Source organism: Burkholderia sp. BCC0398 (assembly GCF_902833245.1).
GTDB classification, from domain to species: domain Bacteria; phylum Pseudomonadota; class Gammaproteobacteria; order Burkholderiales; family Burkholderiaceae; genus Burkholderia; species Burkholderia sola.
In genome coordinates this window covers 184,745-210,253 of the sequence record NZ_CADFEM010000012.1, presented here as the reverse complement: position 1 = coordinate 210,253, position 25,509 = coordinate 184,745, and the positions used below count along the sequence as shown (strand labels likewise).

Here is a 25,509-nt window from a genome sequence, read left to right as displayed (position 1 = left end):
GCAAGATCCGTGCAAGCCGCGCCGTCGCGCGGTTTTTTATCGGGCGCGCGTGTGCCAGATCCTGCGGCAGGTCAACGCGTGATGATGCACGTGTCAAAAAAGCGTGGTGAATAACCGTGCGCCGTCGCATCCGATATGGCGGCCACCCCTATAAGTGCAAATCCCGATGATTGCACTGCACCAACGGCGCGACAATGTTCTGTAATGTGCATACGCGTCGGCGCGGGAGACCAACCCTCGAGGCGTACCACGGCGCCCGGGGGCAGCCCGCTGATCCGCTGACCTGTTCGCGGCCGCTTGCGCCAGGCTTCCCGGTGCTTCGCCTGACTTCGTACGGAAGGGAACATGATTCTCGGCGACACGATTCTGGAAACACGCGGACTGACGAAGGAATTCAGGGGCTTCACCGCCGTGAACGGCGTCAACCTGCGTGTGCGCCGCGGCGCGATCCACGCATTGATCGGGCCGAACGGCGCGGGCAAGACCACCTGTTTCAACCTCCTCACCAAATTTCTGACGCCGACGGCCGGCCAGATCGTCTTCAACGGCATCGACATCACCGACGAGCGGCCCGCGCAGGTCGCGCGGCGCGGCATCATCCGCTCGTTCCAGATATCGGCCGTGTTCCCGCACCTGACCGCGCTGCAGAACGTGCGCATCGGCCTGCAACGCGCGCTCGGCACCGAATTCCATTTCTGGCGCAGCGAACGCACGCTGAAGCGGCTCGACGATCGCGCGATGGACCTGCTCACGCAGGTCGGCCTCACCGATTTCGCGCACGTGCCGACCGTCGAGCTGGCCTACGGCCGCAAGCGCGCGCTCGAGATCGCGACGACGCTCGCGATGGAGCCCGAACTGATGCTGCTCGACGAGCCCACGCAGGGGATGGGCCACGAGGACGTCGACCGCGTGACCGCGCTGATCAAGAAGGTCGCGAGCGGCCGCACGATCCTGATGGTCGAGCACAACATGAACGTGATCGCGGGGATCTCCGACACGATCACCGTCCTGCAACGCGGCGAGGTGCTGGCCGAAGGCTCGTACGCGGAAGTGTCGAAGAATCCGCTCGTCATCGAAGCCTACATGGGCAGCGCCGACGCGGCGCTCGCGGGGGCGCACGCATGAAGCACAGCGAACGGGAGGAACGCGAATTGAGCGGCGTCGAGAGCGGTACGCCTGCGCTGGAAATCACGGGCCTGGAGGCCTGGTACGGGGAATCCCACATATTGCACGGCGTCGACCTGACCGTGCATCGTGGCGAGGTCGTCACGCTGCTCGGCCGCAACGGCGCGGGCCGCACGACGACGCTGCGCGCGATCATGGGCCTCACGGGCCGCCGCAGCGGGTCGATCAAGGTCGCCGGCCACGAGACGATCGGCCTCGCGACGCATCGCATCGCGCATTACGGCATCGGCTATTGCCCGGAGGAGCGCGGGATCTTCTCGAGCCTGTCGTGCGAGGAGAACCTGATGCTGCCGCCGCTGATCGGGCCGCGCGAGCATTCGATGTCGCTCGACGAGATCTACGCGATGTTCCCGAACCTCGCGTCGCGCCGGCAGAGCCAGGGCACGCGGCTGTCCGGCGGCGAGCAGCAGATGCTCGCGGTCGCGCGAATTTTGCGCACCGGCGCGAACCTGCTGCTGCTCGACGAGATCTCCGAAGGCCTCGCGCCGGTGATCGTCCAGGCGCTCGCGCGAATGATCGTCGCGCTGAAGGCGCGCGGCTACACGATCGTGATGGTTGAACAGAATTTCCGCTTCGCCGCGCCGCTCGCCGACCGCTTCTACGTGATGGAGCACGGCAGCATCGTCGAGCATTTCCGCGCGTCCGAACTGGAAGGCAAGATGCCGACCCTGCACGACCTGCTCGGAGTATGACGCCGCCTCGTTTCCGTTGCCGCTAGCCGTGGCGGCCCTCGAATAACCACAACGCATCAGAACAACAGGAGACGTCAATGAAAATGAAGACCCTCGCACAGGCCTGTCTCGCGCTCGCGACCGCCGCACTCACCGCTGGCGCCGCGCATGCCGCGGATAGCGTGAAGATCGGTTTCGTCACCGACATGTCGGGGCTGTATGCGGACATCGACGGCCAGGGCGGTCTCGAGGCGATCCGCATGGCGGTCGCCGACTTCGGCGGCAAGGTGCTCGGCAAGCCGATCGAGGTCGTGTACGCGGATCACCAGAACAAGGCGGACATCGCCGCGTCGAAGGCGCGCGAATGGATCGACCGCGGCGGGCTCGACCTGCTCGTCGGCGGCACGAATTCGGGGACGGCGCTGGCGATGGCCAAGCTGGCCGCGGAGAAGAAGAAGGTCTACATCAACATCGGCGCGGGCGCGGACACGCTGACGAACGAGGAGTGCACGCCGTACACGGTGCACTATGCGTACGACACGATGGCGCTCGCGAAAGGCACCGGCTCGGCGGTGGTGAAGCAGGGCGGCAAGACGTGGTTCTTCCTGACCGCCGACTACGCGTTCGGCAAGGCGCTCGAGAAGAACACGTCGGACGTCGTGAAGGCGAGCGGCGGACAGGTGCTGGGGGCGGTGCGGCATCCGCTGTCCGCGTCGGATTTCTCGTCGTTCCTGCTGCAGGCGCAATCGTCGAAGGCGCAGATCCTCGGTCTCGCGAACGCGGGCGGCGACACGATCAACTCGATCAAGGCCGCGAAGGAATTCGGCATCACGAAGACGATGAAGCTCGCCGGGCTGCTGATGTTCATCAACGACGTGCACAGCCTCGGCCTCGAGACGACGCAGGGCCTCGTGCTGACCGACAGCTGGTACTGGAACCGCGACGCGGCGTCGCGCCAGTGGGCGCAGCGCTACTTCGGCAAGATGAAGAAGATGCCGTCGAGCCTGCAGGCGGCCGACTACTCGTCGGTGACGACCTACCTGAAGGCCGTGCAGGCCGCCGGGACGACCGATTCCGACAAGGTGATGGCCGAGCTGAAGAAGATCAAGATCAGCGACTTCTACGCGAAGGGCTACATCCGTCAGGACGGCAGCATGATCCACGACATGTACCTGATGGAAGTGAAGAAGCCGTCGGAATCGAAGGAGCCGTGGGACTACTACAAGGTGCTCGCGACGATTCCGGGCGAACAGGCGTTCGGCACCAAGCAGGAAACGCGCTGCGCGCTGTGGAAGTAAGCATCGGATAGCGGCGCGCACGGGCGCGCCGCACGGTGGCGGTGGCAGCGACGTGCCCGCTGCGCCGCCCGCGTGCGCGCGGCTGCAAAGTTGCGTACGCAACGAAACTCATTCTGACGGCTAAGTCGATGGAAATCTTTGGCATTCCGTTGCCGGCGATGCTGAGCCAGTTGCTGCTCGGGCTCGTCAACGGCTCGTTCTATGCGATCCTGAGCCTCGGGCTCGCAGTGATCTTCGGGCTGCTCAACGTGATCAACTTCGCGCACGGCGCGCTGTTCATGCTGGGCGCGATGCTCGCGTGGATGGGGCTGTCGTATTTCGCGCTGCCGTACTGGGCGATGCTCGTGCTGGCGCCATTGATCGTCGGCGCGTTCGGGATCGCGATCGAACGCTCGATGCTGCGCTGGCTGTACAAGCTCGATCACCTGTACGGGCTGCTGCTCACGTTCGGCCTCACGCTCGTCGTCGAAGGCGTGTTCCGCTCGATCTACGGCGCATCCGGCCAACCGTACGACGTGCCGTCGCAGCTGTCCGGCGCGACCAACCTCGGCTTCATGTTCCTGCCGAACTATCGCGCGTGGGTCGTCGTCGCGTCGCTCGCGGTGTGCCTGGCGACGTGGTTCGTGATCGAGAAGACGCGCCTCGGCGCGTACCTGCGCGCGGGCACCGAGAACCCGAAGCTCGTCGAGGCGTTCGGCGTGAACGTGCCGATGATGATCACGCTCACCTACGGCTTCGGCGTCGCGCTCGCCGCGTTCGCGGGCGTGCTGGCCGCGCCGGTGATCCAGGTGTCGCCGCTGATGGGCCAGCCGATGATCATCACCGTGTTCGCGGTGGTCGTGATCGGCGGGATGGGCTCGATCCTCGGCTCGATCGTCACGGGCCTGCTGCTCGGCGTGATCGAGGGCTTCACGCGCGTGTTCTATCCCGAAGCGTCGGCCACCGTCGTGTTCGTGATCATGGCGATCGTGCTGCTGTTCCGCCCGGCGGGCCTCTTCGGCAAGGAAAAATGATGCAGAGAAAAGTGCTCTACGGCGTGCTGCTCGCCGCACTGCTCGCCGCGCCGTTCATCGGCGCGTATCCGGTGTTCGTGATGAAGGTGCTCGCGTTCGCGCTGTTCGCGGCCGCGTTCAACCTGCTGATCGGCTATACGGGGCTGCTGTCGTTCGGCCATGCGATGTTCCTCGCGACGGCCGGCTATGCCACCGGCTATTCGATGCAGACGCTCGGTTTCACGCCGGAGCTCGGCGTGCTGACCGGCACCGTCGCCGCGACGCTGCTCGGGCTCGTCGTCGGGCTGTTCGCGATCCGCCGGCAAGGCATCTACTTCGCGATGATCACGCTCGCGTTCGCGCAGATGGTCTACTTCATCTATCTGCAGGCGCCGTTCACGCACGGCGAGGACGGCCTGCAGGGCGTGCCGCGCGGCCATCTGTTCGGGCTGCTCGACCTGTCGAACGACGTCACGCTGTACTACGTCGTGCTGGCGGCGGTCGTGGCCGCGTGCGCGTTCATCGTGCGGGTCGTCCATTCGCCGTTCGGCCAGGTGCTCGTCGCGATCAAGGAGAACGAAGCGCGCGCGATCTCGCTCGGCTACGACACCGATCGCTTCAAGCTGCTCGCGTTCATCCTGTCGGCCGCGCTCGCGGGGCTGGCCGGCTCGCTGAAGGTGCTCGTGCTCGGCTTCGAGACGCTGTCGGATGCGTACTGGACGATGTCGGGCCTCGTCGTGCTGATGACGCTCGTCGGCGGGATGGGCACGCTGTTCGGGCCGCTGCTCGGCGCCGCGCTGATCGTCGCGCTGGAAGACCGGCTCGGCGACATCGGCGAATGGCTCGCGTCGACGACGGGCGTCGCGTGGTTCCATTCGCTCGGCGAATCGACGACGATCGTCACTGGGCTGATCTTCATCGCATGCGTGCTGGCGTTCCGGCGCGGCATCGTCGGTGAGATGGTCGCGCGTATCAAGCCGCTCAGGGCGTCGTCGTGAGCATGCGGTGCGCGTCGCCCGCGTTGATGCGAAGCACCATCCGGCTCGGCCGGGAAGGGCGTCACCGCGGGCTCGGGCCGTCGCCGCGCGGCCGGCTGGTGCCCCATTTTCGTGCGGCAATGCACCATAGGGGTAAATGCTAAGTTGTCGTGGTGCTTAAGCCTCTTTAAGATTCACTTCAGTTCTGATGCACCGCGAAACGAATTTGCAGGTGGAGAACGAGGAGACAATCGAGGCACAAAGTGCCCGGACCCCAAAGCGCTGTTGGACGGAATCCAACAGCGCTTTTTCATTTGCGTGCACGAATTCCCTCGATGGTGCATCGGCCCGCATGCCAGCCGATGGCGCCGCTTTCCGCGTTTGCGTTCGCACCGCGTCTTTTCCGCGCTTTGCCGCGTTGCCCGTTTTTCCGTTTCCCGCGATCCGTTCGCCGACGATGCGCAATCCTGCACAGGCGCTTCGGGCTTACCCGGTTGGCGGGCGCGAAAGGCGTCCGTTACACTCGGCTTTCGCCGACCGTGCGGTCGGGAAAATCGGTCGGCAGTTCTCCTACAAGCACAATGCAGAACAGGGAGTACGGTTGGATGAGCAGCGCAGCACGGTGGTTCGGGGCAGGAGACGCGGCGGACGCCGTTCGTTCGTCATGGGGTGCCCGATGGGTCATCGGGGCATTTCCGAGCCGTTCCGCGGCCTGTATGCGCGTCCCGGCGCCGGCGCGGGTCGTTGCGCTCGCATCCGTCTCTGCATCCGTATGCGCAATCGCATGAGCGGCGGGCTTTCCGAGGTTTCATCGCTTGCCGTGCGTGCCGACCATCGATGCGCGCGCAACAAGCTTGCGCACGCTCCCGCATTTCTTCGCTTTCTTCATCCTGACGACACCGCTGCTGCGCATCGTGACGGTCGGACGGCCGTTTCAATCGGCGCGCGGCGCGTGGCGGCGTGTCGCGGGAAAACGAGCATGGGCGCGGACGGGTGGGATAATTAAGATATTAACTTGTTTGGGGACCGGGAGCCGCCCGAGCAACCGTGGTTTTTTCGAGCAGCGTTTGGAGACAACGTAAATGAAGATGAATCGATGGATGGAGGCCCTGCTTGCCGCGGGCCTCGTGTGTGCGGCGGCCACGGCGTCGGCGCAGGTGAAGATCGGCGTGACGCTGTCGGCCACCGGGCCCGCCGCGTCGCTCGGGATTCCGGAAAAGAACACGATCGCGCTGCTGCCGAAGGAGATCGCGGGCAAGAGCGTGCAGTACATCGTGCTGGACGACGCGTCCGACACGAGCCGTGCGGTGCAGAACGTGCGCAAGCTGATCGACGAGGACCACGTCGACGCGATCATCGGCTCGTCCGTCACGCCGAACTCGCTCGCGATGCTCGATCCGGTGTCGCAGGGCAAGACGCCGACGATCTCGCTCGCGGCGAGCGCGCAGATCATCGCGCCGATGGACGCGAAGCGCGCGTGGATGTTCAAGGTGCCGCAGAACGACCAGTTGATGGCCGACGCGATCGCCGGCTACATGGCGAAGCATGGCGTGAAGACGGTCGGCTTCATCGGCTTCGCCGACGCGTACGGCGACAGCTGGTACAAGACGTTCGACGCGGCGGCCGCGAAGAACGGGCTGAAGCTCGTGTCGAACGAACGCTATAACCGGACCGACGCGTCGGTGATGGGGCAGGTGCTGAAGCTGCTGGGCGCGAACCCGGATGCGGTGCTGATCGCCGGCTCCGGCACGCCGGCGGCGCTGCCGGCCAAGACGCTGAAGGAGCGCGGCTACAAGGGCAAGGTCTACCAGACGCACGGCGTCGCGAATAACGATTTCCTGCGCGTGTGCGGCAAGGATTGCGAAGGCGAGATCCTGCCGGCCGGCCCGGTGCTCGTGACCGACCAGCTGCCCGATTCGAATCCGGTGAAGAAGCCGGCGCTCGGCTACAAGGCCGCGTACGAGAAGGCTTACGGCGCGGGTTCGCTGTCGACTTTCGGCGGCCATGCGTGGGATGCGGGCCTGCTGCTGCAGCGCGCGATCCTGGACGCGCTGAAGAAGGGCCAGCCGGGCACCGAGGCGTTCCGCGAAGCGCTGCGCGCGTCGCTCGAAAGCGTGAAGGACCTGCCCGTCTCGCACGGCGTGATCAACATGACGGCGACGGATCACAACGGCTTCGACACACGTGCGCGCGTGATGGTGCAGATCGTCGACGGCAAGTGGAAGTTGCAGGCCGAGTAAGCGTCACGTGAAACCGGCGTGCGCGGCGCGAACGGCGCCGCGCACGCCGTCGGCAGGGCGGCGCGCGTCACGGCCGCATCCGTGCCGCCTGGAACGGCCGGGGCCCGCCGTGCGCCCCGGCCGTTTCCGCCTTTCGTTTCTCCGCAGCATTCTCTCGATACACGAAACGTATGGATCTCTCGATTGCGGCGATCCTCGCGCAAGACGGCATCACGACCGGCGCCATTTATGCATTGTTGTCGCTGGCGCTCGTGCTGGTGTTTTCCGTCACGCGGGTGATCTTCATTCCCCAGGGCGAATTCGTCGCCTACGGTGCGCTGACGCTGGCCGCGTTGCAGGCGCAGAAATTTCCCGCCACCTGCTGGCTGCTGTTCGTGATGGGCGTCGCATGCTTCCTGCTCGAAGCCGGCGGCCTGATCCGGCATCGCGAACGCCGCCATCAGCTCGGCCGCACGCTCGCGACGCTCGGCAGCCGCTACATCCTGCTGCCGCTCGCGGTGTTCGCAATCACGCGCAGCTTCGCCGCGCAGCCGATGCCGATGCTCGCGCAGATCGCGCTGACGCTCGCGATCGTCGTGCCGATGGGGCCGTTCGTCTACCGGCTCGTGTACCAGCCGATCGCCGAAGGCACGACGCTGCTGCTGCTGATCGTGTCGGTCGCCGTCCATTTCGCGATGGTCGGCCTCGGCCTCGTGATGTTCGGCGCGGAAGGCTCGCGTACCAACGGGTTCTCGGACGCGTCGCTCGCGATCGGCAGCATGACGGTGTCGGTGCAGAGCATCCTGGTCGTCGTCACGGCGCTCGTGCTGATCGGCGCGCTGTATGTGTACTTCGGGCGCACGATCGCCGGCAAGGCGCTGCGCGCGACGTCGGTGAACCGGCTCGGTGCGCGGCTCGTCGGCATCGGCACGACCGAAGCCGGGCGGCTCGCGTTCACGTTCGCGGCGGGGCTCGGCGTGTTGTCCGGGATCCTCGTCGGCCCGCTGACGACGATCTACTACGACTCGGGCTTCCTGATCGGGCTGAAGGGCTTCGTCGGCGCGATCATCGGCGGGCTCGTCAGCTATCCGCTCGCGGCCGCCGGCTCGCTGCTCGTCGGCGTGCTCGAATCGTATTCGTCGTTCTGGGCGAGCGCCTACAAGGAGGTGATCGTGTTCACGCTGATCATTCCGGTGCTGCTGTGGCGGAGCTTCGCGACGCCGCATGCGGAAGAGGAAGAGGAGTGACGCGATGAAGACGATGGTACGCAACAAGACCTTCTGGCTGTTTCTCGTGGTGCTGTTCGCGCTGCCGGTGCTGCCCGGCGCGCTGCAGGTGCCCGAATACTGGATCACGCTGCTGAACTACATCGGCCTGTATGCGATCGTCGCGATCGGGCTCGTGCTGCTGACGGGCGTCGGCGGGATGACGAGCTTCGGACAGGCCGCGTTCGTCGGCATCGGCGCGTATGCGACCGCGTTCCTGACGACGCGCTACGGCGTATCGCCGTGGCTCGCGCTGATCGTCGGCGTTGTGCTGACGGCGCTCGTCGCGCTCGTGCTCGGCGCGGTGACGATGCGGCTGTCCGGGCACTTCCTGCCGCTCGGCACGATCGCGTGGGGCCTCGCGCTGTTCTACCTGTTCGGCAACCTCGAACTGCTCGGCAAGTACGACGGGATCAACGGGATTCCGGCGCTGAACCTGTTCGGCATCGTGCTCGACAGCGGCCGCAGCCTGTACTTCCTGATCTGGGCCGTGGTGCTGGCCGCGATCGTGTCGGTGCAGAACCTGCTCAACAGCCGGCCCGGCCGCGCGATCCGCGCGCTGCGCGGCGGCGGCGTGATGGCCGAGGCGATGGGCGTGAACACCGCGTGGATGCGCGTCGTGATCTTCGTCTACGCGGCCGTGCTCGCGGCGGTATCGGGCTTCCTGTACGCACACCTGCAGCGCGCGGTGAACCCGACGCCGTTCGGTCTGAACCACGGGATCGAATTCCTGTTCATGGCTGTGGTGGGCGGCGTGTCGCACGTATGGGGCGCGGTGCTCGGCGCGGCGATCCTGACCGTGCTGCAGGACTATCTGCAGACGCTGCTGCCGAAACTGCTCGGCTCGGAAGGCAACTTCGAGATCATCGTGTTCGGCGTGCTGATGGTGCTGCTGCTGCAGTACGCGCGCCAGGGCGTATGGCCGTTCGTCGCGAGACTGTTCCCGCGCGGGCCCCGTGCGCACGTGCCCGAGCAGGCCGATCCGCTGCCGCAGCGCGCGAAGCCCGTGGCCGGCGAGCCGCTGCTCGTCGTCGACACCGCACGCAAGCAGTTCGGCGGGCTCGTGGCCGTGAACGACGTCAGCTTCGACGTGAAAGCGGGGCAGATCATCGGGTTGATCGGCCCGAACGGCGCGGGCAAGTCGACCACGTTCAACCTCGTGACCGGCGTGCTGAAGCCGACCGGCGGCGCGATCACGTTCCGCGGCGAGCGCATCGACGGGCTGACGTCGCGCCAGATCGTCCGCCGCGGCATCGGTCGCACGTTCCAGCACGTGAAGCTGCTGCCGACGATGACGGTGCTCGAGAACGTCGCGATCGGCGCGCATCTGCGCGGTCATACCGGCGTGTGGCGCAGCATTGCGCGGCTCAATGCGCACGAGGAAGCGCAGTTGCTGGCCGAAGCCGCGCGCCAGATCCGGCGTGTCGGGCTCGAAGCGCACATGTACGACGACGCGGGGAGCCTCGCGCTTGGTCAGCAGCGGATTCTCGAAATCGCGCGGGCGCTGTGCTGCGATCCGACGCTGCTGTTGCTCGACGAGCCGGCGGCGGGGCTGCGTTACCAGGAGAAGCAGCAACTCGCCGACCTGCTGCGGCGGCTGAAGGCGGAAGGAATGAGCGTGTTGCTCGTGGAACATGACATGGATTTCGTGATGAACCTCACCGACCGGTTGGTGGTGATGGAATTCGGCACGCGGATCGCGGAAGGGCTGCCGCAGGACGTGCAGCAGGACCCGGCCGTGCTCGAAGCGTATCTGGGCGGGGTGGAGTGATGACGGACACGACGATGCCGATTCTCGACGTACGCGGGCTGGCGGTGCGGTACGGGAAGGTGGAGGCGCTGCACGGTGCGGCAATCAAGGTGGGGGCGGGGCAGATCGTCAGCGTGATTGGCCCGAACGGCGCCGGTAAATCGACGCTGCTGAACGCGATCATGGGGGCGCTCCCGGTAACGGGGCACGCGTCGGGCGCGGTCGTGTATCGCGGTACCGACGTCAGCGTGTTGCCGGTCGAGCAGCGCGTCGCGCGTGGAATGTGCCTCGTACCGGAAAAGCGCGAGCTGTTCAGCACGATGACGGTCGAGGACAACCTCGTGCTCGGCGCGTATCGGCGCAAGCAGGCGGGGGAATCAAACTTCCTCGATCAGCTCGATCACGTGTTCGCGCTGTTTCCGCGGCTGAAGGAGCGGCGCCGGCAGGCGGCCGGCACGCTGTCCGGCGGCGAGCGGCAGATGCTGGCAGTCGGCCGCGCGCTGATGGGCAAGCCCGACCTGCTGATGCTCGACGAACCGAGCCTCGGGCTGGCGCCGCTGATCGTGAAGGAGATCTTTCATATCATCAGCGCGTTGCGCGGCACCGGCGTGGCGACGCTGCTGATCGAGCAGAATGCACGGGCGGCGCTGCAGATCTCCGACTATGGCTATGTGCTGGAGACGGGCGAGTTTGCGCTGGAAGGGCCGGCGGCCGAGCTTGCGCAGAATCCGCGTGTGATCGAGACGTATCTTGGGTTGGCGAAGAAGACGGCTTGATTGCCGGTGCGGTGGACGGGAAACGGGCGGCGTGTTTCACGTGAAACACGCCGTTTTTGTTTGTGAGCCGGGTGCAGTTTTCGCGTCCACGGTTCAAGGCCGGGGATAAGTCGTGCGGGAACAGTGGGAAGCGCTGTGCGGTGCCGCGCAGGCTGGTTCCACAGGTCGACCATGCTGCACTTCAGTGGACAAGTGCCGGGACAACCGGCGGAAATGCTGTGTGGCGGAGGGCGCACGGCCACGGGTTCGAAGTGTTGCGCTGGCCACAGACATCGGGGAGTTCGGGGTTCCGTACATGCTTTGCACAGGCCCGAAGATGTGCGTTGAATCGCTCACCGACAACGCTGAGACAGCCCCGGCGCGGCAAATTTGCGTGTTCCCGACTAAAAAATCGCCGAAATGCACAGACCCTACCATTCGGACGGCCTTCGGGCGAAAAGCGAACCCGCTATAATTCGGCCCATACATTTCTCAGATAGGTTCGTACGCAGTTCCGCGTACGGAATCCACCATGCTTTTTCCCACAGAATTTGACGTCATCGTCGTCGGTGGCGGCCATGCCGGCACGGAAGCCGCGCTGGCGTCCGCCCGTATGGGCGCAAAGACACTGCTGCTGACCCACAACATCGAAACGCTTGGGCAGATGAGCTGTAATCCGTCGATCGGCGGCATTGGCAAGGGCCATCTGGTCAAGGAAGTCGACGCGTTGGGCGGCGCAATGGCCGCCGCGACGGACGAAAGCGGTATTCAGTTCCGGATCCTCAATTCGTCGAAGGGGCCGGCTGTGCGCGCGACGCGTGCGCAGGCCGATCGCATCCTGTACAAGGCCGCGATCCGCCACCGGCTCGAAAATCAGCCGAACCTGTGGCTGTTCCAGCAGGCCGTCGACGATCTGATGGTCGAAGGCGACCGCGTGGTCGGCGCCGTCACGCAGATCGGCATCCGCTTCCGCGCTCGCGCGGTCGTGCTGACGGCCGGTACGTTCCTCGACGGCAAGATCCACGTCGGCCTGAACAACTACACGGGCGGTCGCGCGGGCGATCCGGCGGCCGTGTCGCTGTCGTCGCGCCTGAAGGAGCTGAAGCTGCCGCAGGGCCGGCTGAAGACCGGTACGCCACCGCGTATCGACGGCCGCACGATCGACTTCTCGAAGCTCGACGAGCAACCGGGCGACCTCGATCCGATTCCCGTGTTCTCGTTCCTGGGCCGCGCGGAGCAGCATCCGCAGCAGCTGCCGTGCTGGGTCACGCACACGAACGAACGCACGCACGACATCATTCGCGGCGGTCTCGACCGTTCGCCTATGTATACAGGCGTGATCGAAGGCGTCGGGCCGCGCTATTGCCCGTCGATCGAGGACAAGATCCACCGGTTCGCATCGAAGGAATCGCACCAGATCTTCCTCGAGCCGGAAGGGCTGACGACTAACGAGTTCTACCCGAACGGGATCTCGACGAGCCTGCCGTTCGACGTGCAGCTCGAGCTCGTGCATTCGATGCGCGGCCTCGAGAATGCGCACATCCTGCGCCCCGGTTACGCGATCGAGTATGACTATTTCGACCCGCGTGCGTTGAAAGCGTCGCTCGAGACGAAGGCGATCAACGGACTGTTCTTTGCGGGTCAGATCAACGGGACGACCGGCTACGAAGAAGCGGCTGCGCAGGGTCTGCTGGCTGGTCTCAATGCGGGCCGCTACGTGCAGGAAAAGGATGCGTGGTGCCCGCGTCGCGACCAGGCATATCTGGGCGTGCTGGTCGACGATCTCGTCACGCGCGGCGTGGCGGAGCCGTACCGGATGTTCACGAGCCGGGCCGAGTATCGCCTGAGCCTGCGCGAAGACAACGCCGACATGCGCCTGACCGAGATCGGCCGCGAGCTTGGGCTGGTGGACGATGCACGTTGGGATGCCTTCAGCCGGAAGCGCGACGCTGTTTCACGTGAAACCGAACGCCTGAAGTCGACGTGGGTTACGCCGAAGACGCTGCCTGCCGAAGAGGCGACCGCGCTGCTCGGCAAGGCGATCGACCACGAATACAGCCTCGCCGAGCTGCTGCGCCGCCCCGGCGTGAGCTACGACGGCGTGTGCGGGCTGAAGGGCGGCGAGTGCGGCCCCGCGGAGCCGTTGACCGACGATCCGGTGCTGCTCGAGCAGATCAAGGAGCAGGTCGAGATCGGTATCAAGTATCAGGGCTATATCGAGCGCCAGGCGTCGGAGATCGAGCGCAACGACGCGAACGAAAACACGCGCCTGCCGGACGGTATCGATTACCGCGAGGTTCGCGGCCTGTCGTTCGAGGTGAGCCAGAAGCTCAACGAGTTCCGGCCGGAAACGATCGGGCAGGCGTCCCGCATCTCGGGCGTCACGCCGGCGGCAATCTCGCTGCTGATGGTGCATCTGAAGCGTCGCGGCCTGGGCCGCCGTAATGGTACGGCCGCAGAGGCCGCCGCGGCCGCGGAGCAGGGGGACGGCACTGTCCCGACGCAACAATGACGGCGCGTCGCGCGCCGGCGGTTAATCGGGACGTACTGGAGGGAATGCTCGTCGAAGGCACGGCGGCGCTCGACCTCACGCTGACGGATACGCAGCGCAACCAGCTGCTGGACTACGTCGCGCTACTCGGCAAGTGGAATGCGGTCTACAACCTGACCGCGATCCGCGACCCGAAGCAGATGCTGATCCAGCACATCCTCGATTCGCTTTCGATCGTCCCGCATCTGCGCGGCCGTACGTCGGCGCGCGTGCTCGACGTCGGCTCGGGCGGCGGGCTGCCCGGTATCGTGCTGGCGATCGTCGAGCCGGGCTGGCAGGTCACGCTGAACGACATCGTGCAGAAGAAATCGGCGTTCCAGACGCAGATGCGCGCGGAACTGAAGCTCGCGAACCTGTCGGTCGTGACCGGCCGGGTTGAATCGCTGCAGCCGGGTGTCGAAGTCCCGAAAAAATTCGACATGATCGTATCCCGCGCTTTCGCGGACCTGTCCGACTTCGTTAAACTTGCTCGACATCTGGTTGCGCCGGGCGGATCGATCTGGGCGATGAAGGGCGTTCATCCGGACGACGAGATTGCGCGGTTGCCGGAAGGCAGCCGCGTGAAGCAGACGATCCGGCTGGCGGTGCCGATGCTCGATGCGGAGCGGCATCTGTTCGAAGTGGCCGTCGACGACGCGAATTGAAGGCGCGCGGTAGCGCGCCGTTTGTTTGAAGGTAAAGGGAACACACCAACGATGGCAAAGATCTTCTGCGTTGCGAACCAGAAGGGGGGCGTCGGCAAGACGACGACATCGGTCAATCTCGCCGCAAGCCTTGCAGCGCAGGAGCAACGAGTCCTGTTGATCGATCTCGACCCGCAGGGCAACGCGACGATGGGCAGCGGGATCGACAAGGCCGCCTGCGAAGCGACCGTGTACGAAGTGCTGGTCGACGGCGTGTCGGTCACCGACGCGCGCGTGCGTCCGGAAGGCGTCACCTACGACGTGCTTCCCGCGAACCGCGAGCTGTCCGGCGCCGAGATCGAACTGATCAGCATCGACAACCGCGAGCGTCGCCTGAAGGCCGCGCTCGAGCACGTGGCCGACGACTACGATTTCGTGCTGATCGATTGCCCGCCGACGCTGTCGCTGCTGACGCTGAACGGCCTGTGCGCGGCGCATGGCGTCGTGATTCCGATGCAGTGCGAGTACTTTGCGCTGGAAGGGTTGTCGGACCTCGTCAACACGATCAAGCAGGTTCACGCGAACATGAACCGCGACCTGAAGATCATCGGCTTGCTGCGCGTGATGTTCGATCCGCGCATCACGCTGCAGCAGCAAGTCTCCGATCAACTGAAAGCGCACTTCGGCGACAAGGTGTTCGACGCGGTGATTCCGCGCAACGTGCGCCTCGCCGAAGCGCCGAGTTACGGGTTGCCGGGCGTCGTGTTCGATCGCAGCTCGCGTGGTGCGCAGGCGTATATCCAGTTCGGTGCCGAGATGATCGAGCGCGTGCGCGCGTTCGAGGTGTCGTGATCCGGACATGAGCGAAGCGAGGAAGAAAGACATGAACGCGGTACCAAAGAAGAAGGGCTTGGGACGTGGCCTCGAAGCGCTGCTCGGCGGCAGCGCCGATATCACCGAAGCGGTGAAGATCGAAGGCGCACCGAACACGCTCGCGCTCGGCAAGCTGCAAGCCGGCAAGTACCAGCCGCGCACGCGGATGGACGAGGGCAGCCTGCAGGAACTCGCGGCAAGCATTCGCGCGCAGGGCGTGATGCAGCCGATCCTGGTACGGCCCATTTCGTCAGACAAATACGAGATCATCGCGGGCGAGCGGCGGTTCCGCGCGGCGCGCCTGGCCGGCCTCGATGAAGTGCCGGTGCTCGTGAAGGACGTATCCGATCAGGCCGCCGCCGCGATGGCGCTGATCGAGAACATCCAGCGCGAGGACCTGAATCCGCTCGAAGAGGCGCACGGCATCCAGCGTCTGCTCGACGAGTTCGGTTTCACGCACGAACAGGCGGCCGAATCGGTCGGCCGTTCGCGCAGCGCGGTGTCGAACCTGTTGCGCCTGCTGAACCTCGCGTCGCCGGTGCAGACGATGCTGCTGGCCGGCGATCTCGACATGGGGCACGCACGGGCGCTGCTCGCGGTCGATGCGGCCACGCAGATCACGCTCGCGCATCAGGTGGTCAACAAGCGCATGTCGGTGCGCGAGACCGAGAAGCTCGTCTCGCACACGACGAAGGAAGCCCCCGCCGTGAAGGCGCGTGCGAAGGACGATGGCGGTCGCGATACGCGTCGCCTCGAAGAGGAGTTGTCGGACCTGCTCGCGTCGACGGTGAAGATCAAGCTCGGCCGCCGCGGGCGAGGGCAGGTGCTGATCGACTTCGGCAACCTCGATGCACTCGAGGGCATTCTCGCGCGACTGCGCGGCAACGTCGCAACAGAAGAATAACGGGGCAGGTATGCAGGAAACGGGCGCACCGCCGCCGCGCCGGTGGCTCGGCTGGCTTGCGCAGGAACCGGTACTATCGGTGCTCGCGCTGGGGCTGATCGTGCTGCAATGGGTGCGTCCGCAACCATTTTCGGTACTCGCCGATCGCGTCGACTGGCAGACGGTCGCGACGCTCGCGGGCCTGCTGATGTTGACGAAGGCGCTCGAGCTGTCCGGCTGCCTGATGTGGCTCGCGCATCGCATCGTGCATCACGTGCATTCCGAGCGCGGGCTCGCGATGCTGCTCGTCGGCTTCGCCGCGGTATTGTCGATGTGGCTCACCAACGACGTCGCGCTGTTCGTCGTCGTGCCGTTGATGGTGTCGCTGCGCGCGCTGACGCCGCTGCCGTTCCGGCGGCTCGTGATCGTCGTCGCGCTGGCGGTCAATGCGGGGTCCGTCGCGACGCCGCTCGGCAATCCGCAGAATCTTTTCCTGTGGCAATTGAGCGGCGTGTCGTTCGGCCGCTTCGTGGTCACGCTCGGGCCGCTCGCCGTCGCGCTAATGGCGCTGCTGCTCGTGCTGACCGCGTTGATGTTCCGCGCGAAGCCGCTCGACCTGTCCGGCGACGCCGCGGCCTTTCCCGTACAACGCATGCACGCGCTGATCGCGGCGGTGCTGTTCGCCGCATTCGTGCTGCTCGCCGATGCGCACCATCCGCTGCCGGGCCTCGTCGGGGTCGCGATCGTGCTGCTCGCCGTCAAACGCGACGCAGTCCTGAAGATCGACTGGCTGCTGCTGCTGATCTTCGTGCTGATGTTCGTCGTGCTGCGCAGCGCGGCCGCGCTGCCCGTCGTGCACGACGCGATCGCGCACGCGCAACTCGATTCGCCGCTGCGCGTCTATGCCGCTGGCGCCGTGCTGTCGCAGGTGATCAGCAACGTGCCGGCCGCGATCCTGCTCTCGGAGTTCACGCGCGACTGGCGCGCGCTTGCCTTCGGCGTATCGGTCGGTGGCTTCGGTTTCGCGATCGGTTCGCTCGCGAACCTGATCGCGGTGCGTCTCGCGAAGGAGCCGCGCATGTGGCTGCCGTTCCACGTCGTGTCGATTCCGTTCGCGCTGGTGAGCGCGGCGCTCGGCGCGTGGCTGCTCATGCACGGTTGAGCGAGGCCGGTGCGTGCGGCGCAGGTGTGCCGTTCGGGTCGGGGGCAGGGCGCACAGCGTCCATCGTGATCGAGCATTGTGGATAAGTGTTGCAATCCACAGTCGAACATCTGTGGCGGCGCGACAACTGACTGGATGAATCGATGCGCGAACATCCGGTCGAATTTCTCGCGTCGCGCGCGCTGTTCGGTTCTCGCGCGTGGCTGATTCGGGCGCGTCGCGCCGAGTCGTTTCCAATGGCTGCATTGCAGCGAATTCCGTGCGGCGATCGCACCGCTTCCGCCTGACCCGCCCCGCGCATCGTTTCCCCGCCATTTACCCCCGTCACCGGAGTTTTTTGCGCACGAAATACCGGTGCAGGAAACCGACCTTACAACTGTCATCGTACGTCGTCGAATCGGGCGTTTTTTCACATCATGAGGCGTCGTTTTATGCAGGTTTTTGTCGCGTCTAAAGCCTTGAATCACTTGCAACTATCGCTTACAATCGCCCGGATTTGTTAGCTAGGCACCCCTGAAAGCTTTCAGAAAGCTTGGGGTCGGGTTCAAGGATTTCAGCGGAAGATTGCGATGGCGGGTCAGGCGCCGGACGACAGGCACGATGATCAGCGCACGCAACGCACCGCTTCGGCGGCCGGCGAGCGGCGTGAATCCGACGACGACTGGGATGTCGAGCAGCAAGATAACAACATCGTTCCGCTGACGCGGGCCGAGGCCGAAAGGCTGTTTGGCCCGAACGTGAGCAAGCCCTCGCGCGTGACCCCCTACAAGGTGGTGTTCGCGCAAGTGGTCCTGTCCCTGGTTGCAACGCTGGCGTGGTGGCTGTTTTCGAAGTCGCCGGGCGCCGCTGCGCAATCCGCGTTTCTGGGCGGAGCGATCGGCTGGGTGCCCAGTGCGGTATTCGTGGCACGACTGAAGGCAGGTGGCTCGGCCACCGTGATGAGCTGGGTGATGGGCGAAGCCCTGAAACTCGCTCTGACGATCGGGATGTTCACCGCGGTGGCGTTCGGCTGGGCCGGCGTGCACTGGGTGCCGTTCCTCGTCACGTACCTCGTCGTGCTGAAGACGTACTGGATCGCGCTGGCCTGGCGGTAGGGAACAAGCAGCGTGCGGTTTCGACAACGAACCGCACCGGCCCGTTCCCGCAATAGCGTGTTGCGGAACGGGGCAAAACGATTTTCGACAATTTGGGTGGCATTAACGATATGGCAGCTAGCGAAGGCACGCGCGGTCCGGATCCGTCCGAGTACATTGCGCACCACTTGCAGAATTTCTCCACCTCGCATCAGACGTCGATTTTCGATATTCACGTCTGGAATATCGACACGCTGTTCTGGTCGATCGTATGCGGCATCGTGACGATCCTCCTGCTGCGTCTGGCCGCCCGCAAGGCGACGTCGGGCGTGCCGGGCCGTTTCCAGTGCGCGATCGAGATGCTCGTCGAAATGGTCGAAGACCAGTCGAAGGCCATCGTCCACGGCAATCGCACCTTCATCGCGCCGCTCGCCCTCACGGTGTTCGTGTGGGTCGCGCTGATGAACTCCCTCGACTTCCTCCCGGTCGACCTGCCGGGCCGCGTGATCGGCCTGCTCGGTCTGTCGGACGTGATTTCCCACCATCGCATCGTCCCGACGGCCGACCTGAACGGCACGCTCGGCATCGCGCTCGGCGTGTTCGTCCTGATGATCTACTACAGCATCAAGATCAAGGGCGCGGGCGGCTTTGTGCATGAGCTGCTGTCGGCGCCGTTCGGCGCCCACCCGCTGCTGTGGATTCCGAACCTCGCGTTGAACATCGTCGAATACCTCGCAAAGACCGTCTCCCTCGGCATGCGGCTGTTCGGCAACATGTACGCGGGTGAGCTGTTGTTCCTGTTGATCGCCCTGCTCGGCAGTATGTGGAGCTTCGGTGGCGACGCAACGTTCCTCGGCTTCGTTGGTCATGTGATCGCGGGTAGCGTCTGGGCAATCTTCCACATCCTGATTGTTCTGTTGCAGGCATTCATTTTCATGATGCTGACGCTGGTGTATCTCGGCCAGGCGCACGACACGCACTAAGCGCGGCGTGCAACAAAGAGTCTTCGTTTTAGTTTTTTAAATCTCAGTTCCAAGTCTTTTCACAAAGGAGTGATCATGCAAGCTTACATCGCCAACATCCAGGGTCTGACCGCCATCGGTATCGGCATCATCATCGGCCTGGGTGCAATCGGCGCCTGTATCGGTATCGCGCTGATGGGTGGCAAGTACATCGAAGCCTGCGCACGTCAGCCGGAACTCATCAACCCGCTGCAAACGAAGATGTTCCTGCTGGCTGGTCTGATCGACGCTGCATTCCTGATCGGCGTTGGTGTCGCAATGCTGTTCGCGTTCGCGAACCCGCTCCTGTCGAAGCTCGCAGGCTAAGGTTCCTCGGAAATATGCGTCCGGCGCGAGCCGGCGCAGGGCGGAACGGAGACTTGGGGCGCTGATCGAATGCAACTCGATGAGCGCCTTACCGTTTCATTTTTCCGGAATAGCAGATAAGGAAACACCGTGAATCTCAACGCAACTCTGTTTGCGCAAATGGTCGTGTTCCTGGTCCTCGCGTGGTTCACGATGAAATTCGTGTGGCCGCCGTTGATCAACGCCCTCGACGAACGTTCGAAGAAGATCGCCGACGGCCTCGCCGCCGCGGAGAAGGGCAAGGCGGAACTCGACGCAGCGCACAAGCGCGTGGACCAGGAACTCGCGCAGGCCCGCAACGACGGCCAGCAGCGCATCGCCGACGCTGAAAAGCGTGCGCAGGCGGTCGCCGAGGAAATCAAGGCCAACGCCCAGGCTGAAGCCGCCCGCATCGTCGCCCAGGCGAAGGCGGAAGCAGAACAGCAAATCGTGAAGGCGCGCGAAGCGCTGCGTGGCGAAGTCGCCGCGCTGGCCGTGAAGGGCGCCGAGCAGATCCTGAAGCGCGAAGTCGATCAAACGGCCCACGCCCAACTGCTGAATCAACTGAAAGCCGAGCTCTGATCATGGCCGAACTTGCAACCATCGCCCGCCCTTACGCAGAAGCGCTGTTCCGCGTGGCCGAGGGCGGTGACATCGCCGCCTGGTCCACGCTCGTGCAAGAGCTGGCCCAGGTTGCGCGTCTGCCGGAAGTGCTGTCGGTCGCGTCGAGCCCGAAGGTGACGCGCACGCAAGTAGCCGAGCTGCTGCTTGCTGCGGTGAAGTCGCCCGTCGCGGCCGGCGCCGAAGCGAAGAACTTCGTGCAGATGCTGGTCGACAATCATCGCATCGCGCTGCTGCCGGAAATTGCCGAGCAGTTCGAGGCGCTCAAGAACGAACGTGAAGGTGCAGCCGACGCCGAGATCGTGAGCGCGTTCCCGCTGAACGGCGCGGATCTCGACAGTCTCGTCTCGGGCCTCGAACGCAAGTTCAAGCGCAAGCTGAAACCGACGGTCGAAGTCGATTCGTCGCTGATCGGCGGCGTGCGCGTGACGGTCGGCGACGAAGTGCTCGACACCTCGGTTCGCGCGCGTCTCGCATCGATGCAGGCTGCCTTGACCGCCTGAGCGCCACGCCGGCACGCAACAGAATTGACTATCAGGAGCGAATAATGCAACTCAATCCCTCTGAGATCAGCGAGCTGATCAAGAGCCGGATCCAGGGCCTTGAAGCGAGCGCAGACGTTCGCAACCAGGGCACCGTGATCTCCGTGACCGACGGTATCGTGCGTATCCACGGCCTGTCGGACGTGATGCAGGGCGAAATGCTCGAGTTTCCGGGCAACACGTTCGGTCTCGCGCTGAACCTCGAGCGCGACTCGGTCGGCGCGGTGATTCTCGGCGAATACGAACACATCTCGGAAGGCGACATCGTCAAGACGACGGGCCGCATTCTCGAAGTCCCGGTTGGTCCGGAACTCGTCGGCCGCGTGGTCGACGCGCTCGGCAACCCGATCGACGGCAAGGGCCCGGTCAACGCGAAGCTGACCGACGCGATCGAAAAGATCGCCCCGGGCGTGATCTGGCGTAAGTCGGTGTCGCAGCCGGTGCAGACGGGCATCAAGTCGATCGACGCGATGGTGCCGATCGGCCGTGGCCAGCGCGAGCTGATCATCGGCGACCGTCAGTGCGGCAAGACCGCGGTGGCGCTCGACGCGATCATCAACCAGAAGGGCAAGGACCTGATCTGTATCTACGTCGCGATCGGCCAGAAGGCTTCGTCGATCATGAACGTGGTTCGCAAGCTCGAAGAAACGGGCGCGATGGAATACACGATCGTCGTCGCCGCTTCGGCATCGGATTCGGCTGCGATGCAGTACCTGGCGCCGTACGCCGGCTGCACGATGGGCGAATACTTCCGCGACCGCGGCCAAGACGCGCTGATCATCTATGACGACTTGACCAAGCAGGCTTGGGCATACCGTCAGATCTCGCTGCTGCTGCGCCGCCCGCCGGGCCGTGAAGCGTACCCGGGCGACGTGTTCTATCTGCACTCGCGTCTGCTCGAGCGTGCGGCTCGCGTGTCGGAAGAGTACGTCGAGAAGTTCACGAACGGCGAAGTGAAGGGCAAGAGCGGCTCGCTGACGGCACTGCCGGTCATCGAAACGCAGGCTGGCGACGTGACCGCGTTCGTTCCGACGAACGTGATCTCGATTACCGACGGCCAGATCTTCCTGGAAACCGACCTGTTCAACGCAGGTATCCGCCCGGCAATCAACGCCGGCGTGTCGGTGTCGCGCGTCGGTGGCGCCGCTCAGACGAAGGTCGTGAAGAAGCTGTCGGGCGGTATCCGTACCGACCTCGCGCAGTACCGTGAACTGGCCGCATTCGCGCAGTTCGCATCGGACCTCGACGAAGCGACCCGCAAGCAGCTCGAGCGCGGCCGCCGCGTGACGGAACTGCTGAAGCAACCGCAGTACCAGCCGCTGCAGGTCTGGGAACTGGCCGTGTCGCTGTACGCCGCGAACAACGGCTACCTCGACGATCTCGACGTCAAGCAAGTGCTGTCGTTCGAGAAGGGCCTGCGCGACAACCTGAAGACCAGCCACGCTGACCTCATCAAGCGCATCGAAGACACCAAGGATCTCTCGAAGGACGACGAAGGCGCGCTGCGCGCGGCGATCGAATCCTTCAAGAAGTCCGGTGCCTATTGATCCGCGAGTGACACACCGAGGCCGCGCGGGCGCGCATGATGCGCCCGCGCCGCTTCGGTGAGCGAGGCATGAGCCCCGAGTAAAGCGCTCAAGCGCTAACTCGGGGCGCAAAGGAGCAAGCTATGGCTGGAATGAAGGAAATTCGCGGCAAGATCAAGAGCGTGCAGAACACGCGCAAGATCACGAAGGCGATGGAGATGGTGGCTGCATCGAAGATGCGTCGCGCGCAGGAACGCATGCGCGCTGCTCGTCCGTATGCAGACAAGGTCCGTGCCATCGCCGCGCACATGAGCCGTGCGAACCCCGAGTACCGCCACCCGTTCATGGTGGCGAACGACGGCGCGCAGACGGCCGGCATCATCCTCGTCACGACGGACAAGGGTCTGTGCGGTGGTCTGAACACCAACGTGCTGCGTGCGACGGTGCAGAAGTTCAAGGAGCTGGAAGAGAAGGGCCAGAAGGTCGAAGCCACCGCGATCGGCGGCAAGGGCCTCGGGTTCCTGAACCGCTTCGGCGCGAAGGTGATGTCGCAGGTCGTGCACCTCGGCGACACCCCGCACCTGGACAAGCTGATCGGCGCCGTGAAGACGCAGCTCGATCTGTACTCGGAAGGCAAGCTGTCGGCGGTTTATATCGCTTACACGCGCTTCGTCAACACGATGAAGCAGGAAGCCGTGATCGAGCAGCTGCTGCCGCTGTCGTCGGAACACTTCGAAGCCGATGACGGTACGCCGGCGACGTCGTGGGACTACATCTACGAGCCGGACGCGCAGGCAGTCGTCGACGAACTGCTCGTGCGTTACGTCGAGGCGCTGGTGTACCAGGCCGTCGCGGAAAACATGGCGTCCGAGCAATCGGCGCGCATGGTCGCGATGAAGGCCGCGTCCGACAACGCGAAGACGGTGATCAGCGAACTGCAGCTCGTATACAACAAGAGCCGTCAGGCCGCGATCACGAAAGAACTGTCGGAGATCGTCGGCGGCGCAGCCGCTGTTTAAGCGCGCGCCCGGGACGACAACTGCGCCTTTGCGCGAGTAAAGAATCAGGTATTTAAAGGAAAAGCGATGAGTACTGCTGCTTTGGTAGAAGGCAAGATCGTACAGTGCATCGGCGCCGTTATCGACGTGGAATTCCCGCGCGACAGCATGCCGAAGATCTACGACGCGCTCATTCTCGATGGCTCGGAACTGACGCTCGAAGTCCAGCAGCAGCTGGGCGACGGCGTGGTCCGTACCATTTGTCTGGGTGCATCCGACGGCCTGCGCCGCGGCCTGACCGTGAAGAACACGGCGAAGCCGATCTCGGTGCCGGTCGGCAAGCCGACCCTCGGCCGTATCATGGACGTGCTCGGCCGTCCGATCGACGAAGCCGGCCCGATCGAAAGCGAAACGACGCGTTCGATCCACCAGAAGGCACCGGCGTTCGACGAACTGTCGCCGTCGACCGAACTGCTCGAAACGGGTATCAAGGTCATCGACCTGATCTGCCCGTTCGCGAAGGGCGGCAAGGTTGGCCTGTTCGGCGGTGCTGGCGTGGGCAAGACCGTCAACATGATGGAGCTCATCAACAACATCGCGAAGGAACACGGCGGTTACTCCGTGTTCGCGGGCGTGGGCGAGCGTACCCGTGAAGGGAACGACTTCTACCACGAAATGAAGGACTCGAACGTTCTCGACAAGGTCGCGCTGGTGTACGGCCAGATGAACGAGCCGCCGGGCAACCGTCTGCGCGTCGCGCTGACCGGCCTGACGATGGCCGAGCACTTCCGTGACGAAGGCCTCGACGTGCTGTTCTTCGTCGACAACATCTACCGTTTCACGCTGGCCGGTACCGAAGTGTCGGCACTGCTCGGCCGTATGCCGTCGGCAGTGGGCTATCAGCCGACGCTGGCTGAAGAAATGGGCAAGCTGCAAGAGCGCATCACGTCGACCAAGAAGGGCTCGATTACGTCGGTTCAGGCCGTGTACGTCCCTGCGGACGACTTGACCGACCCGTCGCCGGCGACCACCTTCGGCCACCTTGACGCAACCGTCGTTCTGTCGCGTGACATCGCTTCGCTGGGCATCTACCCGGCGGTCGACCCGCTCGACTCGACGTCGCGCCAGATCGACCCGAACGTGATCGGTGAAGAGCACTACTCGATCACCCGTCGCGTTCAGCAGACGCTGCAGCGCTACAAGGAACTGCGCGACATCATCGCGATTCTGGGCATGGACGAACTGTCGCCGGAAGACAAGCTGTCGGTCGCACGTGCACGTAAGATCCAGCGTTTCCTGTCGCAGCCGTTCCACGTCGCTGAAGTGTTCACGGGCTCGCCGGGCAAGTACGTACCGCTGAAGGAAACGATCCGTGGCTTCAAGATGATCGTCGACGGCGAGTGCGACCACCTGCCGGAACAGGCGTTCTACATGGTCGGCACGATCGACGAAGCCTTCGAAAAGGCCAAGAAGATCCAGTAAGGGCTTGAGTGGGGCGCAAGCCGGCGTGTGCCGGCCGGAGCAATGAGTCAGCGATGACTTGTATGCCGGCCGCCCGCGTCGGCCGCAATACGCTCAACCTGTGGATGAGATTGGAGTCGATATGGCAACCATCAAAGTAGACGTCGTCAGCGCGGAAGAGCAGATCTTCTCGGGCGAGGCGAAATTCGTCGCGCTGCCGGGCGAAACGGGTGAGCTGGGCATTCTGCCGGGTCACACGCCGCTGATCACGCGGATTCGTCCGGGTGCGGTGCGCATCGAGGTCGAGGGCGGCAACGACGAATTCGTGTTCGTCGCGGGCGGCATTCTCGAAGTGCAGCCGGGCGCCGTGACGGTGCTCGCCGATACCGCGATCCGCGGCAAGGACCTCGACGCGGCGAAAGCCGAGGAAGCGCGCAAGCGCGCCGAGGAAACGCTGCAGAACGCGAAGTCGGATCTCGACCTCGCGAAAGCGCAATCCGAGCTCGCGACCGCGATGGCGCAGCTCGAGGCGATCCAGCGTCTGGCGAAGATCCGCAGCCGGCACTGAGCCGCGCCGCGTATCCCGCGAAAGAAAGCAGCCTTCGGGCTGCTTTTTTTCGCCCGGCTTTTTCGTCTGTCTTTTTGCGGGCCGGATCGTATCGTCCGGTCGTGCTATTTCACCCGCCCGCCGCGATTCGATGTCAGAGTGTCGTCAGCGGAGCGCGGCATCATCCGCGC

The 25,509-nt window shown here is 64.6% G+C and carries 24 protein-coding genes; all 24 read left to right on the top strand.

The genetic code is table 11. The features are described 5' to 3' along the window. Positions 1 to 345: 345 nt before the first annotated feature. On the top strand, positions 346 to 1,125 hold the full coding sequence (locus HWX76_RS25655; protein WP_006477266.1) for an ABC transporter ATP-binding protein: 780 nt from the start codon (positions 346 to 348) through the stop codon (positions 1,123 to 1,125). Further along, the gene (locus HWX76_RS25650) at positions 1,122 to 1,877 is read left to right on the top strand and encodes an ABC transporter ATP-binding protein (protein ID WP_050015804.1); all 756 of its coding nucleotides are present in this window, start codon (positions 1,122 to 1,124) and stop codon (positions 1,875 to 1,877) included. Before HWX76_RS25655 ends, HWX76_RS25650 begins: the two co-directional genes overlap by 4 nt. 77 nt (positions 1,878 to 1,954) lie before the next feature. Beyond that, entirely contained in the window at positions 1,955 to 3,154 is a 1,200-nt protein-coding gene (locus HWX76_RS25645) for an ABC transporter substrate-binding protein (protein ID WP_050015806.1), read from the top strand. Between the two features lie 128 nt (positions 3,155 to 3,282). Then, positions 3,283 to 4,167: a branched-chain amino acid ABC transporter permease gene (locus tag HWX76_RS25640; protein ID WP_050015808.1), complete on the top strand. Its 885-nt coding sequence runs from the start codon at positions 3,283 to 3,285 to the stop codon at positions 4,165 to 4,167. Continuing rightward, positions 4,167 to 5,144, top strand: coding sequence for a branched-chain amino acid ABC transporter permease (locus HWX76_RS25635; RefSeq protein WP_050015810.1), 978 nt, complete (start codon positions 4,167 to 4,169; stop codon positions 5,142 to 5,144). Before HWX76_RS25640 ends, HWX76_RS25635 begins: the two co-directional genes overlap by 1 nt. A 187-nt stretch (positions 5,145 to 5,331) precedes the next feature. Then, a complete protein-coding gene (locus HWX76_RS25630; protein ID WP_176016538.1) occupies positions 5,332 to 6,129 on the top strand; it encodes a hypothetical protein in 798 nt (265 codons plus the stop codon). A 76-nt stretch (positions 6,130 to 6,205) separates the two neighbouring features. Then, on the top strand, positions 6,206 to 7,363 hold the full coding sequence (locus HWX76_RS25625; RefSeq protein WP_176016537.1) for an ABC transporter substrate-binding protein: 1,158 nt from the start codon (positions 6,206 to 6,208) through the stop codon (positions 7,361 to 7,363). 170 nt (positions 7,364 to 7,533) lie between these two features. Beyond that, on the top strand, positions 7,534 to 8,589 hold the full coding sequence (locus tag HWX76_RS25620; RefSeq protein ID WP_089488022.1) for a branched-chain amino acid ABC transporter permease: 1,056 nt from the start codon (positions 7,534 to 7,536) through the stop codon (positions 8,587 to 8,589). 4 nt (positions 8,590 to 8,593) lie between these two features. Continuing rightward, entirely contained in the window at positions 8,594 to 10,378 is a 1,785-nt protein-coding gene (locus HWX76_RS25615) for a branched-chain amino acid ABC transporter ATP-binding protein/permease (protein ID WP_050015816.1), read from the top strand. Further along, positions 10,378 to 11,133, top strand: a complete 756-nt coding sequence (locus tag HWX76_RS25610) for an ABC transporter ATP-binding protein (protein WP_050015818.1) — start codon at positions 10,378 to 10,380, stop codon at positions 11,131 to 11,133. The genes HWX76_RS25615 and HWX76_RS25610 overlap by 1 nt, the downstream gene beginning before the upstream one ends. A gap of 511 nt (positions 11,134 to 11,644) precedes the next feature. After that, entirely contained in the window at positions 11,645 to 13,624 is a 1,980-nt protein-coding gene (mnmG, locus tag HWX76_RS25605) for a tRNA uridine-5-carboxymethylaminomethyl(34) synthesis enzyme MnmG (protein ID WP_050015820.1), read from the top strand. Then, positions 13,621 to 14,307, top strand: coding sequence for a 16S rRNA (guanine(527)-N(7))-methyltransferase RsmG (rsmG, locus tag HWX76_RS25600; RefSeq protein ID WP_176016536.1), 687 nt, complete (start codon positions 13,621 to 13,623; stop codon positions 14,305 to 14,307). The genes mnmG and rsmG overlap by 4 nt, the downstream gene beginning before the upstream one ends. Positions 14,308 to 14,358: 51 nt before the next feature. Then, positions 14,359 to 15,138: a ParA family protein gene (locus HWX76_RS25595; RefSeq protein ID WP_050015824.1), complete on the top strand. Its 780-nt coding sequence runs from the start codon at positions 14,359 to 14,361 to the stop codon at positions 15,136 to 15,138. 31 nt (positions 15,139 to 15,169) lie between these two features. Further along, positions 15,170 to 16,063, top strand: coding sequence for a ParB/RepB/Spo0J family partition protein (locus HWX76_RS25590; RefSeq protein ID WP_011546803.1), 894 nt, complete (start codon positions 15,170 to 15,172; stop codon positions 16,061 to 16,063). Between the two features lie 10 nt (positions 16,064 to 16,073). After that, complete coding sequence (locus HWX76_RS25585) at positions 16,074 to 17,204, top strand: SLC13 family permease (protein ID WP_050015826.1); 1,131 nt, start codon at positions 16,074 to 16,076, stop codon at positions 17,202 to 17,204. A 569-nt stretch (positions 17,205 to 17,773) separates the two neighbouring features. After that, on the top strand, positions 17,774 to 18,298 hold the full coding sequence (locus HWX76_RS25580) for an ATP synthase subunit I (protein ID WP_050015828.1): 525 nt from the start codon (positions 17,774 to 17,776) through the stop codon (positions 18,296 to 18,298). Between the two features lie 110 nt (positions 18,299 to 18,408). Continuing rightward, on the top strand, positions 18,409 to 19,260 hold the full coding sequence (gene atpB / locus HWX76_RS25575; RefSeq protein WP_050015830.1) for a F0F1 ATP synthase subunit A: 852 nt from the start codon (positions 18,409 to 18,411) through the stop codon (positions 19,258 to 19,260). Between the two features lie 75 nt (positions 19,261 to 19,335). Beyond that, the gene (gene atpE / locus HWX76_RS25570; protein ID WP_006482730.1) at positions 19,336 to 19,605 is read left to right on the top strand and encodes a F0F1 ATP synthase subunit C; all 270 of its coding nucleotides are present in this window, start codon (positions 19,336 to 19,338) and stop codon (positions 19,603 to 19,605) included. Positions 19,606 to 19,734: 129 nt separating this feature from the next. Beyond that, positions 19,735 to 20,205, top strand: coding sequence for a F0F1 ATP synthase subunit B (locus HWX76_RS25565; RefSeq protein ID WP_006477283.1), 471 nt, complete (start codon positions 19,735 to 19,737; stop codon positions 20,203 to 20,205). Positions 20,206 to 20,207: 2 nt separating this feature from the next. Beyond that, entirely contained in the window at positions 20,208 to 20,747 is a 540-nt protein-coding gene (locus HWX76_RS25560; protein ID WP_006477284.1) for a F0F1 ATP synthase subunit delta, read from the top strand. A gap of 44 nt (positions 20,748 to 20,791) precedes the next feature. Next, positions 20,792 to 22,333 carry a F0F1 ATP synthase subunit alpha gene (atpA, locus tag HWX76_RS25555; RefSeq protein WP_006756467.1) on the top strand — a complete coding sequence of 514 codons (1,542 nt, stop codon included), beginning with the start codon at positions 20,792 to 20,794 and terminating at the stop codon, positions 22,331 to 22,333. Positions 22,334 to 22,455: 122 nt separating this feature from the next. Next, positions 22,456 to 23,331, top strand: coding sequence for a F0F1 ATP synthase subunit gamma (gene atpG, locus HWX76_RS25550; RefSeq protein ID WP_034209645.1), 876 nt, complete (start codon positions 22,456 to 22,458; stop codon positions 23,329 to 23,331). A 66-nt stretch (positions 23,332 to 23,397) separates the two neighbouring features. Further along, entirely contained in the window at positions 23,398 to 24,792 is a 1,395-nt protein-coding gene (atpD, locus tag HWX76_RS25545) for a F0F1 ATP synthase subunit beta (RefSeq protein WP_031397079.1), read from the top strand. A gap of 121 nt (positions 24,793 to 24,913) precedes the next feature. Then, positions 24,914 to 25,339 carry a F0F1 ATP synthase subunit epsilon gene (locus HWX76_RS25540; protein WP_006477288.1) on the top strand — a complete coding sequence of 142 codons (426 nt, stop codon included), beginning with the start codon at positions 24,914 to 24,916 and terminating at the stop codon, positions 25,337 to 25,339. The last annotated feature ends 170 nt before the right edge of the window (positions 25,340 to 25,509 follow it).